We start from the raw sequence: 14,464 nt of genomic DNA on the forward strand, positions 1-14,464 counted from the left end.
GTCGAACGGCAGAAGGCGGTACGGCACATGGCGATGGAGCCCCGGCAACCGATCACGGAGCAAGCGAGGTTGATCGAGCGCCAGCGGGAAATCCAGGCCCTCGACGCCGCGTTCCGGGAGCTGCGGCGCACCGCGGACGGCATGCCGTGGACACGGCGCAGGGGACTGCTCGCCTTCACCGGGCCGGCCGGGCTGGGCAAGACCGCGCTCATCGCGGAAGCACGTGACCGGGCCGTGGCGCACGGATTCACGGTGTTGTCGGGCAGGGGCTCGGAGGCCGAACAGGGATCGGCGTTCCGCGTGGTGCGCCAGTTGGTACAGCCCTCACTGGCGAGGATGGAGCAGGCGGAACTCCGTGCGTTCCTGGGAAGCTGGTACGACATCGTCGCCGCCGTGCTCGGTCTCGAAGCGAGCGGTCCCGGTCCTGCGCCGGACAGGACCGGGGTCCGCGAGGGCCTCGACTGGGTGATGACGCGTCTTGCGGTGCGGAAGGCACCCGTCGTCCTGCTCCTGGACGACCTGCACTGGGCCGACGCCGAATCCCTGAGCTGGCTGGACTCCTTCGCAGCGCGCCTCGAAGACCTTCCGCTGCTGATCGTGGTCACCTACCGTCCGGCCGAACTGCCGTCCGGAGCGGGCGAACTCCGCACGCTCGTCGGACACCGTGGAGACCGCCCCCACGACCTGGCGCTGCTCACCGCCGACGGCGTGGCCCAGATCATCAGGAACGAACTCGGGGACGCGGCCGAGGAGCGCTTCTGCAAGGAGTGCTGGTCGGCCACCGGAGGGAGCCCTTTCGAGGCGGTGGAGCTCGCCATCGGCCTCGCCGAGCGGAAACTGAGCGGCACCGAGGGCGACCTGCCCGCGATGCGTGAGCTCGCCGCCGCGATCAAGGGCCCGGGGCTGGTCGAGCGTCTGGAGCGACTCGACACAGCGACCGTCCGCTTCGCGCACACCGCGGCCGTACTCGGTTCGCCCTTCCCACCGCAGCTCGCCGCGACCATCGCGGTGCTCGGCGAGGAGGCCGCGGCCGAGGCGGTGCAGAAGCTGCGCGCGGCCCGGATCCTGTCCGACGGCCACGGCCCCGAGGGCGAGCTCGAGTTCGTTCACCCGCTGATCGCCACGACGATCTACCGGTCCATCCGCACGGGCTTCCGAGCCGGTCTGCACAACGCCGCCGCGCAGGCCGTCCTGGCGGCGGGATACGGCCCCACCGCCGCCGCCCGGCATCTGCTGGAGGTGCCCTGCGAGGGCAGTCCCGAGGCGGTCGCGTGTCTGCGGGAGGCCGCTCGCGAGTACCTGCGCGCCGGGGCGACCGAGGCCGCCCGGCGTCTGCTGGACCGCGCGCTGCATGAGCCGCCCCTTCCCGAGGACCGTGCCGCGGTCCTGCACGAACTCGCGTGCGCCACCTTCCTGATCGAGCCCACGGCCACGGTGCGGCATCTGCGCCAGGCGCTGCGGGAGCCCGATGTCGATCCCGATCTGCGGGCTTCCATCGTCTATCGGCTGACGACGGCTCTGGCGCACACCGATCGCCTGGCCGAGGCCGTGGCCGTGGCCGCCCAGGAGGCGAAGCAGGCCACGAACCCACGGGTCAGACTGCGTATGCAGGCCGATCAGTTCGTCTGGAGCATGGTCCGCACCGACGACCCCGACTCGCCCGCCCGCTCCCGGACCCTGGCCCGTCTGGCCGAGAAGTTGCCCGGTCGCAGTCTGGAGGAGCGCTACATCCTGGGACTGCGGGCCTGGGACGCCGTCAAGCGCGGCGAGCCTCGGCACACCGCCCTCGCGTATGCCGAGAAGGCTCTGCGCGGCGGCATGAGCTGGACCGACGAGGCCCGCGGTTTCGAAGTACCGCTCTCGGTGGCCCTGGTGTTCATGTACGGCGACCAGCCTGGAAGGGCCGAGGAGTTGTTCGGCAAGGGCATCGCCGAATGCGTGGCCAAAGGCTGGCACGGCTCCCACCTCGCCTTCGGCCAGACCATCGCGGGCTACATCCGCTACCGCCGCGGCTGTCTTGCCGAAGCCGAGGACCTCGTCCGGGAAGGTCTGCGCATCGCCGACAAGGTGGAAGGGGTCGTCGCCGCCCAGTTGTTCGGCGTCAGCATTCTCATCCAGACCCTGCTCGCCCGCGGACGCATCACCGAAGCGCGCGCCCTCGCCGACGAGCACGGCTTCGGTGAGACCACTCCGAACGCCGTCATCTATCCCGATCCACGCACCGTGTACGCGAAACTGCTCCTTGCAGAGGGACGGCACGCCGAAGCAGCGCGGCTCCTGTCCTCGGTCGGCGACTGGCTGGACGGTCGCGCCTGGCGGAACCCGGCCTGGTGCCCGTGGCAGCTCCACCTCGCCTCCGCGCTCGCCCCCACCGCGCCGGAGGAGGCGGTCCGCCACGCCCGGGACGCCGTGCAACGCGCCCGGGACTTCGGCGCCGCCTCCATCATCGGCCAGGCCCTGCACACCCTCGCCGAGGTGACCGGCGGGCCGACGGCACTCGACCTGTACGCCGAGGCAGTCGACCACCTGGAGCAGTCACCCGCCGCCTACGAGCTCGCCCGCGCCCAGATCGGCCACGGCGCCGCGCTGTCCCGCAACGGGCGGCTGCAGGAAGCCGCCGACCGGCTCTACCAGGGGTTGGAAGGCGCCGTCCACTGCGGGGCCGAGGCGCTGGCCACCCGGGCCAGGGAAGAACTCTCGGCGGCCGGGTTGCGGCCGCTGCCGCTCCGCTACGCGCAGGCGGACACCCTGACCCCTCAGGAACGCCGTACCGCAGGACTGACCGCCCAGGGGCACCCGGTGGCGGTCATCGCCAAGGAACTGCGTCTCACCGAGCAGGGCGTGCGGCAGCTGCTGTCCAGCATCTACCGGAAGATCGGCACCGACGCGGCCGGCCTCGCCGACTTCCTGGAGGCCTGACCCTGGTTCAGACCGGTCGCGCGCGCCCCTGCCAGTACGGGTCCCGCAACCGCCGTTTGTACAGCTTGCCGTTGGGGTCGCGGGGCATCTCGGCGATGAAGTCGACGCTCCTGGGCCGCTTGTAGCCGGCGAGCCGCTCGGCGCAGTGGTCGAGGAGGGCGGCGGCGAGGGCCGGGCCCGGCTCGTGGCCGGGGGCGGGTTCGACCACGGCCTTGACCTCCTCGCCCCAGTCGTCGTGCGGGATGCCGAAGGCGGCAGCGTCGGCGACGGCCGGGTGGGCGAGCAGCACGGACTCGATCTCGGCCGGGTAGATGTTGACCCCGCCGGAGATGATCATGTCGATCTTGCGGTCGCGGAGGAAGAGATAGCCGTCCTCGTCGAGACAGCCGAGGTCGCCGACGGTGAAGAAGTCACCGATGCGGTTCTTGCGGGTCTTGACCTCGTCCTTGTGGTAGGAGAAGCCGCCGGTGCTCATCTTCATGTAGACCGTGCCCAGTTGGCCCGGCGGCAGGCGGTTGCCGTCGTCGTCGAAGACGGCCAGTTCGCTGATGGGCCAGGCCCTGCCGACGGTGCCGGGCTTCTTCAGCCAGTCCTCGGCGGTGGCGAAGGCGCCGCCGCCCTCGCTGGCCGCGTAGTACTCCTCCACGCAGTGACCCCACCAGTCGATCATGGCGCGCTTGACGTGGTCCGGGCAAGGGGCGGCGCCGTGGATGGCGTGCCGCATGGACGAGACGTCGTAGCGGGCCTTCACCTCGTCCGGCAGGGCCAGCAGACGGTGGAACTGGGTCGGGACCATGTGGGTGTGTGTGCAGCGGTGGGTGTCGATGCGGCGGAGCATCTCCTCGGGGGTCCACTTGTCCATCAGGACCAGGCGGTGGCCGATGTGCAGGGACGCGCCCGCGAACTGCAGGACGGCCGTGTGGTAGAGCGGCGAGCAGACCAGGTGGACGTTGTCGTCGAACGGCTTGATGCCGAAGATCCCGAGGAAGCCGCCCAGGTAGGCCTCCTCCGGTGCCTTGCCGGGCAGCGGACGGCGGATGCCGCGCGGGCGTCCCGTCGTACCGGAGGTGTAGTTCATGACCCAGCCGAGTTCCCGGCCGGTGGGCACGGACTCCGGCTGCCCGTCGAGGAGTTGGGCGTACGGCCGGAAGCCGTCGACCTCGCCGACCGCGTACCGGTGGCTCCACGGCAGTCCGGCCTCGTCGGCGGCGGCCCGTGCAGCGGCGGCGAACCGCTCGTGGGCGATGAGCACCTTGGCGCCGGAGTCGGCGACGATCCAGGCGATCTCGGGGCCGACCAGGTGGTGGTTGACCGGGACCAGATAGAGGCCTGCCTGGGTGGCGGCCAGGTAGGCGGTGAGGAACTCGACGCCGTTCGGCAGGACGACGGCGAAGGCGTCGCCGCGCTCCAGGCCGGCCGCGCGCAGGCCGTGGACGAGCCGGTTGGCGGCGCCGTGCAGTCGTCCGGCGGTCCACTCCTCGCCGTCGGGGGCGACGAGGACCGTGCGGTCGGGGCTCTGCGCGGCTTGTGCCCAGAATCCGGCGGGGGGTGTGGTCACGACTGGCCGCTCCTTCCGGCGATGCGGTTGATGCGGTCCACGGCCTGCTCGAAGCCGCGGGTGAGGTCGTCGAAGACGGCCTGGACGCTGCGTTCGCTGCGCATGCGGCCGACGATCTGCCCGACCGGCGTGCCGAGCAGCGGTTCGACCTCGTGCTTCTGGATCCGGGAGACCGCCTCGGCCACCAGCAGTCCCTGCAGTGGCATGGGCAGGGTGCCGGGTCCGGCCGGGTCGTCCCAGGCGTCGGTCCACTCGGTGCGGAGCTGGCGGGCGGGCTTGCCCGTGAGGGCACGGGAGCGGACGGTGTCGCCGGACCCGGCGGCGAGCAGCTTGCGGGTCAGGGCGGGCGAGTGCAGGTCCGCTTCTATGGTGGCCAGCCATATGGAGCCCAGCCACACTCCCTGAGCGCCGAGTGTGAGCGCCGCAGCCACCTGTTGGCCGCTGCCGATGCCGCCCGCGGCCAGGACGGGCAGCGGGTCGACGGCCTCCACGATCTCGGGCGTGAGCACCATGGTGGCGATCTCGCCGGTGTGGCCGCCGGCCTCGTAGCCCTGGGCGACGACGACGTCGATGCCCGCCTCCTGATGCTTGCGGGCGTGCCGGGCGCTGCCCGCGAGCGCGGCGACCAGCAGGCCCCGGTCGTGGGCGCGGGCGACGACGTCGGCGGGCGGGGAGCCGAGGGCGTTGGCCAGCAGTCTGATCGGGTAGTCGAAGGCGACATCGAGCTGGGTGCGGGCGACCTGCTCCATCCAGCCGGTGATCCGCCATCCGGACGCCTCGCCCTCGGCCAGTTCGGGGACGCCGTACCGGGCGAGGGTGTCCCGCACGAACTGCCGGTGCCCCTCGGGGATCATCGCCTCGACGTCCGCTTCGGTGACGCCCTCGACCTTCTTCGCGGGCATGACGACATCGAGTCCGTAGGGCCGGCCGCCGGCATGCGCGTCGAGCCAGTCGAGGTCGCGTTTGAGGTCGTCGGGGGCGGTGTAGCGGACCGCGCCGAGCACACCGAAGCCGCCGGCCCGGCTGATCGCCGCCGCGACGGCGGGGAACGGCGTGAAGCCGAAGACGGCGTGCTCGACTCCCAGTTTCCTGCTCAGCTCCGTCTGCATGGGCGCAGGATGCCGCAGCGGGCAGGACGACGGAAGACTTTTTCTGACGTTGCGTCAGATTCTTTTGTGGCGTGGTGCCTTACGCCGTGGCCTCCAGCACCGCCATGGCCGCGTTGTGGCCCGGCACCCCGCTCACCCCTCCCCCGCGCACCGCGCCCGCGCCGCACAGCAGGACGTTCGTGTGCCGGGTCTCCACGCCCCAACGACCGGTCTCCGCCTGGGCGTAGGGCCAGGACAGGGCGCGGTGGAAGATGTTACCGCCGGGCAGTCCGAGGTCCCGTTCGAGGTCGAGCGGGGTCTTGGCCTCGATGCAGGGGCGGTCGTCGGCGTCGGTGGCCAGGCAGTCGGCGAGGGGTTCGGCGAGCTGGGCGTCGAGCTGGGCGAGGGTGGACTTCAGCAGCTCCTCGCGTACGGCGTCGTTGTCCCGGTCGAAGAGCCGGGCCGGGGTGTGCAGGCCGAACAGGGTGAGGGTCTGGTAGCCGCGCTCGGCGAGCTCGGGACCGAGGATGGTGGGGTCGGTCAGGGAGTGGCAGTAGATCTCCGAGGGCGGCACGGCGGGGAGTTCACCGGCGGCGGCCTGGGCATGGGCGGTGGCGAGCTGCCGGTAGCCCTCGGCGATGTGGAAGGTGCCGGCAAAGGCCTCGCGCGGGTCGACGGCCGGGTCGCGGAGCCCCGGCAGCCGAGTGAGCAGCATGTTGACCTTGAGCTGGGCGCCCTCCGCGGGCTCGGGTGACGGGTCCCCCGTCAGGCGGGCCAGTTCCTGCGGGGAGGCGTTCACCAGGACGTGCCGGGCGGCGGCGACCCCCTCGCCGTCGGCCGTGCGGTAGGTGACCTCTGCGGTGTGCCCGTCGGTGGCGATCCGGACCGCCTCGTGCCCGGTCGCGATGACGGCACCGGCCGAGCGGGCGGAGTCGGCCAGGGCGTCGGTGAGGGCGCCCATGCCGCCGACGGGCACGTCCCAGGCGCCGGTGCCGCCGCCGATGACGTGGTAGAGGAAGCAGCGGTTCTGGGCGAGGGAGGGGTCGTGGGCGTCGGCGAAGGTGCCGATCAGGGCGTCGGTCAGGACCACGCCCCGGACCAGGTCGTCCGTGAAGTTCTCCTCGACGGCGACACCGATCGGCTCCTCGAACAGGGCCCGCCAGGCGGTGTCGTCGTCGATACGGCGGCGCAGTTCGTCGCGGGTGGGCAGGGGCTCGGTGAGGGTCGGGAAGACGCGTTCGGCGACCCGCGTGGTCATGCCGTAGAAGCGCTGCCAGGCCTGGTACTCGCGCTCGCCGCCGGTCAGCCGGGCGAAGGCCTCCCGGGTGCGCTGCTCGCCGCCGCCGACGAGGAGTCCCGTGGGCCGGCCGTTCCGCTCCACCGGAGTGTACGAGGAGATGGTGCGGGAGCGGACGCGGAAGTCCAGGGCGAGGTCGCGCACGATCTTCTGCGGCAGCAGGCTGACCAGGTAGGAGTAGCGCGACAGCCGGGCGTCGACACCGGCGAACGGGCGGGTGGAGATCGCGGCGCCGCCGGTGTGCTCCAGCCGTTCCAGGACCAGCACCGTACGGCCGGCGCGGGCCAGGTAGGCGGCGGCGACCAGACCGTTGTGGCCCCCACCGACGATGACGGCGTCGTATGTGCGGGTTCCCTCGTTCGCAGGCATGGTCCTTGGTAGCACGAGATGATCAGGGTGGGAAGCCGGACGTTTGCGTGGTGACGCGGTCCGTCCACTTGGACCAGCCCCGGACGGGAACGGGGCGTCCGGATCATCGGCACCGTCCGCCATCCGCGGACCTCCCCACCCGGCGGCGGGGCCGAACACCGACGACCGGTCAGCATCCGCCCGAGGCGCGCCGCCGGCTCAGCACCGCGACCCTTCGGTACAACTCGCGGGCCTCGGTGCTGCGGCCGAGGCGTTCCAGGCAGTGTGCCTCGTCGTTGCGGCTGGTGAGGGTGTCGGGGTGGTCGGCGCCGAGGACGCGTTCGCGGGCGGTGGCGACGCGGCGGTACTCGGTGAGGGCGTCGGTCCAGCGACCCAGCCAGCCCAGGGCGGCGGCGACCTCGCGGTGGCTGACGAGCGTGTCGGGGTGGTCGGGCCCCAGGACGCGCGCACGCAGCGCGCGCACGTGGCGGGCCTCGGTGAGCGCCTCGTCCCAGCGCCCGAGCCGGCCGAGGTTGACCCCGAGGCCGTGCCGGGCACGCAGGGTCTCGGGGTGGGTGGGGCCCTGGACGCGGGTGCGGTCCTGGACCAGCTCGCGGTACAGGCGCAGGGCGTCCGCGCTGTGGCCGAGGCGGCCTAGGCTGAGGGCGGTCTCGTAGCGGGCGGCCAGGGTGTCGGGGTGGTCGGCGCCGAGGACGCGCGCTCTGGTCTCGGCGACCTCGCGGTAGACGCGCAGCGCCTCCTCCCAATGGCCCGACTGCCCCTGGACATAGGCGACTTCGCAGCGCGAGACCAGGGTGTCGGGATGGTCGGGGCCGAGCACGCGGGCCCGGGCGGCGGCCACCTCCAGGGCCGTGCGGCAGGCGTCGTCCAGGCGGCCGAGCCGGCCCAGGGTGCAGGCGAGGTTGTGGCGGCAGCGCAGGGTTTCGGGGTGATCGGGGCCCATGGCGCGCACTCGGGCGGCCAGCACCTCCGCGTACACCTGGTGGGCCTCGAAGTGGCGGCCCAGCCGGCCCAGCGCATAGGCGGTCTCCTGGCGGGCGGCGAGGGTGTCGGGGTGGTCGGCGCCGAGGACGCGTGCGCCTGCCTCGGCGAGGTCCGTGTAGGCGGCCAGCGCCTCGGCCCACCGGCCGAGCCCGGCCAGCCGCACGGCCTCGCGGCGCAGGGCGGTGTGCTCGGCCGGGGGTGCGGTGCGCTCCGCGGGGGATGCCGGTACGGGCCGTACGGGCCGTAGGGCGTCCGCGGGTGCGTTGTGGCTGTTCGCGCCCGCGCGGCCGGAGCCGCGTACCGGATACGGCCCCGCGTCCCTGTGGGGCGCGTCCCACCGGCTCGACAGGGCCGCCCCCGGGTCCGGCGGCAGGGCGCCGAGTCCGGCGGCACCCAGCGCCTTGTGACCGGTCGTCATGCCCTGCGTCCAGGAGGGAAGTCGGGCCGCGCCAGTCACCGCCGGGATCTCCACGACCGTGACAGAGGCGCCGGTTGCGCGACCGCCACGGAGCCTGCGGACCAACTCTCCTGCGTCGCGCGGCCGTTCCTTGGGATGCTTGGCCAGCAGGTCGAGGATGATGCGCTCGAGGCGGCCCGAGAGCTCGGGGCGCTGCTCGCGTGGGGGCCGGGGTGGGGTGTCGCGGTGGCCGATGAGGATCGCCCAGGCGTCCTCCAGGTCGAACGGCGGTGCACCGGTGGCTATTTCGTACAGCACGCAGCCCAGCGAGTACAGGTCGCTGCGCTGGTCCACCGCGTCGCCGCCGATCTGTTCCGGGGACATGTAGTGCGGGGTGCCCAGCGCGACGCCGGTGCCGGTCAGCCGGGCGGTGAAGTCGATGTCGTGGCCGAGGCGGGCGATGCCGAAGTCGCAGATCTTCACCGTACCGTCGGCCAGCCGGACGATGTTGGCCGGTTTCAGGTCGCGGTGGACGACGCCCTGTTGATGGGTGTAAGCGAGAGCGGCGGCGACCTGCGCGGCGATGTCCTCCACGTCGTCCACCGGCAGCGGGTGGCCCTTGTTGTCCTGCAGCAGCCGGCTCAGATCGCGGCCCTCCAGGAGCTCCATCACCAGATACGGGACACCCTCGGACTCGCCGAAGTCGTGGACGACGGTCACCCCGCGGTGCGAGAGGGCGGCGGCCACCCGGGCCTCGCGGCGGAAGCGCTCGCGCAGGACGCCGGTGAGGGACGGATCGTGGTACGGACCGAGCGGCTTGAGGCACTTCACGGCGACCTGCCGGCCCAGGGACTCGTCCCGGGCCCGCCACACCTCGCCCATGCCGCCCCGCCCGATCAGGTCGAGCAGCCGGTACCGGCCCTGAACCAGCCTGTTCTCCCCCATAGCGATCCGCCGCCCCCGTCGCCGTCCGCCCCGCCGCCAGGAGGCCGGTTCGCAGCCACGCCCCCACGCGCCGGCCCGATCCGTGCCACACCCCCCCTGCTCGTCCAGTATGGCGGCCTATCGCCCGACTTTGTATGGTGCCGGACGTGCTTGCGGTCCGAGCCTCGCCATGGCCCGCAGGATGTGTTTGGGCGGCAGTTGCCAGCGCACACGTGCGGGAACGCCCCGCAGCAGCGCGCCCGTGGCCCGCAGCCGGCGGGTCACGACGGCGGGCGCGGGGGCCGGTCTGCCGTACAGCTCATGGGCGTACGGCGGCAGAGCGGCGCACGCCAGGTGCGCCACGCGCCGCCACAGCACCTCGCGCGCCGGGACGAGGAGGGGATGCGTCGGCGGACGGAGCAGGAAGTCGTCCACTGCGCGTGCCTCGGGTCCCGCCGCCAGCTCCGGCCGCACCTTCTCGAAGTACGCGGCGAGTTCGGCCCGGCTCGCCGGTACGGCCTGCGGGGCGAGGCCCACCAGGCGCGCGCTGACCCGGTGTTCGGCTATGTACCGGTCGGCCTGGGCGTCGGTGAGCGGGAAGCCGGAGCGGCGCAGGACGTGCAGATAGGAGTCGATCTCCGCGCAGTGCACCCAGAGCAGCAGCCCCGGTTCGTCGACGCCGTACCGCTCGCCGGTCTCCGGGTCGGTCGCCGTCAGCATGCTGTGGATCTTCCGCACCCGGGCGCCGGCGCGCTCGGCGGCCTCGGTCGTGCCGTAGGTCGTCGTGCCGACGAAATCGGCGGTGCGCATCAGCCGGCCCCAGGCGTCGCGGCGGAAGTCCGAGTTCTGCATGACGCCGCGTACCGCGCGCGGGTGCAGGGCCTGGAGGTAGAGCGCACGGACGCCGGCCACCCACATCATCGGGTCGCCGTGCATCTGCCAGGTCACGGAGTTCGGCGTGAACAGCCCGGGGTCACCCATGTCCGCAGGTGTGACCAGGATTCTTAGTTGGCACTAACGCACGATGTTGACCTGCAGTGATGCCAACTAGCCTCACGGACCTTCCTGCCAGTTTCAGAAGGATAGTTGGCACTTTTGTACACCGCAGGTCAGGAGGGGTTCCAGGCGCATCGGCCGCCTATGAGGCGGTCCTGATCCCTCGCCGTCGCGGGCTGGCGAAGCGTGCATCGGCGCCGTCGCGACGTCCTCGGCAGCGGCCGACAGCTCGTCCCCGCTCCAGGGCAGACCAGCCGTCCCGCTGCGACGGAGACAGCCATGAGGACTTCGTGACCATCCAGGTAGCGCCGCGGGCGGCCCTGCTCCTCTTCGTGGCTCAGCCGAACAGGTTGGCGTGCGTCCCAAGGTCCGTCGATGAGCCCTTTTGTTGCGCTCCTGTTGAGGTGACGCCCATTCGGTGCCGCCTGTGTTCCCTCTTGTCGGCGCGGGCGCTGACAGCATCGATGGCGTGGCGGGGCCAGTCCGACTCGCCCTGAGTAACAGGGATGGCGGGGAGCAGCTGGCGCAGCCGGACCCACACCCCCGCCTCGGTCCATTCGATGAACCGTCGGTATGCGGTTTGACCCGAGAGTCCGAACCCGAGTGGGAGTTGCGTCCAGCCGCAGCCCGAGGTCGCAGTGAACACGATCGCAGCCAGGCTCTCCCGGTCGCCATGGCGTGGGGACGTGATAGCCGGTTTGCGTTCAGGTGTTGTCGGAACCACTTGTTGGAATAGGCTCCACAAAGTGTCTGGCACCATTTGTTCGACGGGGTCCGTCAACTCACGGACCGCACGGCCCGGTCTCGCGGCCCACGACATCGCTTCGAGACCCTCTTGTGCAATTTTGTCATGGTTGGCGTTGGAGGCCAAGTCTGTCTCGTCACGGACGATCTGCAACACAGGGACGGCCAGGTCAAGCTTGTGATCGCATGAAGTCGCAAGGTGTTCTGCATACAGCCGGAGTCTGCGACGCAGCCTCAGGCTTGGACCTCTGAGCCCGTCGCTGAGCCTGCCCAACCTGCTGGCGAGTGGCTGGGTGTCCTCGCCGCGTTGTCGAAGGTCGAGCACTACCGGGCTGCGCATGCGCTCGCCTTGGGTGGCCTCAGCCCAGATGAGGGCCGAACCGATCCGCGTGTCTGCGTTCTCCTTCAGCCGATCCAGCCTGGGAAGCCCGTCACACATGGCGCGCCAGTCGTGTACAGGCAGGCGCCAAGACGCCAGCCGTCGGCGCCGATCGGCATAGTCAACGCGCGGCGCGGTCGCATCCAGGTGTTTCGCAATCTGTTCGACGACGTCTTCGAAAGCCGGCCAGAGCCCGAGTCCGTCCAGGTGGCGTCCAAGGTATTTGAGAGTGCGCTCGGCAAGCTTCTGCTGCATGCCCACCGCGGCCGCGCATTCGGCCCAGGTTGTGCCTGACACCAGCTCCGCCAGTCGCAGGGATGCGGCCCGACGTAGGTGACGTTCGATCGCTGCGTCGCCGCTCGGCAAGAGCGTGATGAAGGCGGCAAAGTGCCGTTCAAACCACGGCCGGGGCAGGAAAGAGGGGATCTCTTCCACTCGGTATCGATGCTGGGTCGAGACGGTGCGCAGGTTGCGGCGGAGGGGAAGCCCATGGATACGTCGGGCCGTGGCACGGGCGAGGGCCGCTGAAATGTCGGCGCTCCTGCAGATGCCTCCGGCGTAGCTTCTTGCGCGGCGGTACGCTTCGCTGGCAAGTGGCTGAACACGGGCCCGGAGCGCGCCGAGTTCGCGATCGCCCAGGAGCGCATCGGCTCCGAGGAGTAGGGCACCGCATATCAAGGAATCGTTGGGGGCAACCTTCGCACCGCGGTTGCTCCGTACTCCGCGTCCCTGATGTTCGGCCGTGAGCTGCGCGATAACGGGTTCTGCGTGTGCCTGGACGAGAGCTGCCAAGTGAGAGGAAGGGAGGAACTCCGCGCCCAGCGGCCACGTCAGTTTCATGAGGTGGGTGATCGCGATCAGGTCCGAGAAGTAGCACTTGTCGGGCATGGCGTCCCTGCCCCACCCGCGCTCTTGCGGAGAGAGGTAGTCCAGGACGCGCTGTTGCAGGCTCAGGAGCTGATCCAAGTCGTCGTCGGGTAGGCCAGTGCCGATGCGGGAGTTGAAGTCGTCCAGTCGTGCTCTGCACAGCACGCTCCGGGCTCGCTCCGCGCTGTCGGACCGGTCGCCGGTGTGACGGGGAACAGTGTTCCGACATTCCAAAGGGTGTAGCCCGGTCAGCCCGGCGTTCTTGATCAGAGTCGAACGGCCGTGACCGGCTGCACCGCCAGCCGCATTGAGCGGAAGGTTGCATGCCGGGCAGAGGTATTCCAGCAGGCGACGGTGGCGCAGGCAGGCGAAGACGACTGGAAGATGCCAGAGCAACTGCCACCCTCCGCCCAGGGATTGCTCGACCGCCCTGGTGTCCCCCCTCAGGCAGTCGGGACAGTAGCGGCTGGAGCGGGTCATCGCCCAATTGACCGAAGCGGCAGATCCGATCCTGTTGGTACTCGTGCGGAGCCTGCTCAGTGGCGGATAGGTCTGGGTGAATCGTCGCAAGGTCAGACCGTCGGCTTCGTGCTCGGTCAGGCGTGCGGTGAAGGCGAACTGTCGCAGCGTCTCCTCGCGGATGGTTCGAAGGCAAGCGGAGGAGAGGCGACGCTGCCGCACGTCCAGGCCGCACAGCTCCGCGATTCGGACGGGCGAGCGATCCAAGCGGTAGGCCGTGCGGAGCAGGAAGCCCGGCAGGGACTCGCCTTCCAACGGCTCGAGACTTCGCGGCAGCCGTCGGGGTGTCACGCTGCTGCTCTCCCCTTTCCGTAACGCCCAGGGCCAGCAAAGTGCCGTCCGGTCGGACCTCCGCGGCAACGGCGCCACAAGTCAGCCAAGGTTCGGAGCACTTCCCTTCTCTCGCGAACAACGGCAGCGCGTGGCGGCTCTCCAAAGGGCCGGAGGCATTTCTGTCACGGCACGGATCCCAGCAGCTGCACAGTCAACCAGCACGCCAACCACTGCACGGTCAGCTCCGCCCACAACATCATTCGTATGCGTGACACGCGAACGAATGACCGACTTCAACGAGGGCGGACACCGTACCGTCGTCGCACTCTTGAGATTCGGACCACGAGGCAGAGAAGGTCAAAGGATTCGCGAGTGAACTCGACGGATTTTACGCGACGATGGCGCCACGGAGCGGCCACGCCCTCGGATCCTGCCTGGTCGGATGCGTGTCATCTCGCGGCCGAGCTCCGGCTGATGCGGCGGAGACGAACCGTCTAGGCCTCGGTCTCCGCAGCATCCTGGCCAGGCACATCATCTTCCACTGGAATCGGATAAAATTCAGCCCCGACCAGCAAGCGATCTGGTCCCGCGCAGACGTGAAGCACTCCTCGGTCCCTGAGTCAGCGGTGGTACAGCAGCTGCTTCGCCCGCTTTGGTCACGGGGCTATGGGTCTACCTTCAACCGCAGAATGTGGACAAACCCGACGCGGCCCTCCAGCTTTCCGCCGTGGCAGGTCTGCGACACCTGGTGGCGCACGTCTGTGGACACCTGCTGTGCGCCAGACTCATCTTGGGGCAGGTACCGGTGGCGCGGGACGTCCCACCGCGGAAGTGCATCGCGGCCACGGCCCCCGAGTCAGGTCGGGATCTCGACCGTTTCGCCTTCGGCGAGGATGCGGTAGGCCCTGGCGACCGAGGGGCGTTGCTCTGGTTCTTGCCCCGAGGTGCTGACGCGCTTCTGGGCGACCGCCTGTGAACCGGCCCAGGGGAACAAATGAGCCTGTGGCCGCCCTGCGTGTCCGGCGCCCGTGCCACCTCGACGCGGGCGCCGGACGGGTCTCCTTGTCCGGCCGGTCTGCCCGGCCCACGTCACCCGCAGAGGGCACGGACAAGTTGCACCCTGTGTACCGTCGGGTCCGTTGCCGGACTT

General features: G+C 70.7%; 7 protein-coding genes. 1 reads left to right on the plus strand and 6 read right to left on the minus strand.

The annotated features are described in order from the left end of the window. Positions 1 to 27: 27 nt before the first annotated feature. The gene (locus ACWC2T_RS24995) at positions 28 to 2,919 is read left to right on the plus strand and encodes an ATP-binding protein (protein WP_450672580.1); all 2,892 of its coding nucleotides are present in this window, start codon (positions 28 to 30) and stop codon (positions 2,917 to 2,919) included. A 7-nt stretch (positions 2,920 to 2,926) separates the two neighbouring features. Here the strand turns inward: ACWC2T_RS24995 and ACWC2T_RS25000 are convergent, their stop codons facing one another. From ACWC2T_RS25000 to ACWC2T_RS25025, 6 genes are all read right to left on the minus strand, one after another. Next, positions 2,927 to 4,477 (minus strand): acyl-CoA synthetase, encoded by a 1,551-nt coding sequence (locus tag ACWC2T_RS25000; RefSeq protein ID WP_450672581.1) that lies wholly within the window; start codon positions 4,475 to 4,477, stop codon positions 2,927 to 2,929. Beyond that, a complete protein-coding gene (locus ACWC2T_RS25005; RefSeq protein WP_450672582.1) occupies positions 4,474 to 5,586 on the minus strand; it encodes an NAD(P)H-dependent flavin oxidoreductase in 1,113 nt (370 codons plus the stop codon). The genes ACWC2T_RS25000 and ACWC2T_RS25005 overlap by 4 nt, the downstream gene beginning before the upstream one ends. 79 nt (positions 5,587 to 5,665) lie before the next feature. Continuing rightward, positions 5,666 to 7,231 (minus strand): phytoene desaturase family protein, encoded by a 1,566-nt coding sequence (locus tag ACWC2T_RS25010; protein WP_450672583.1) that lies wholly within the window; start codon positions 7,229 to 7,231, stop codon positions 5,666 to 5,668. A gap of 169 nt (positions 7,232 to 7,400) precedes the next feature. Further along, positions 7,401 to 9,557 carry a tetratricopeptide repeat protein gene (locus ACWC2T_RS25015; protein ID WP_450672584.1) on the minus strand — a complete coding sequence of 719 codons (2,157 nt, stop codon included), beginning with the start codon at positions 9,555 to 9,557 and terminating at the stop codon, positions 7,401 to 7,403. Positions 9,558 to 9,674: 117 nt separating this feature from the next. Continuing rightward, entirely contained in the window at positions 9,675 to 10,517 is an 843-nt protein-coding gene (locus ACWC2T_RS25020) for an oxygenase MpaB family protein (RefSeq protein ID WP_450672585.1), read from the minus strand. 352 nt (positions 10,518 to 10,869) lie between these two features. Further along, entirely contained in the window at positions 10,870 to 13,410 is a 2,541-nt protein-coding gene (locus tag ACWC2T_RS25025; protein ID WP_450672586.1) for a TniQ family protein, read from the minus strand. Between the last annotated feature and the right edge of the window lie 1,054 nt (positions 13,411 to 14,464).

It is taken from the genome of Streptomyces sp. NPDC001393 (genome assembly GCF_053597455.1).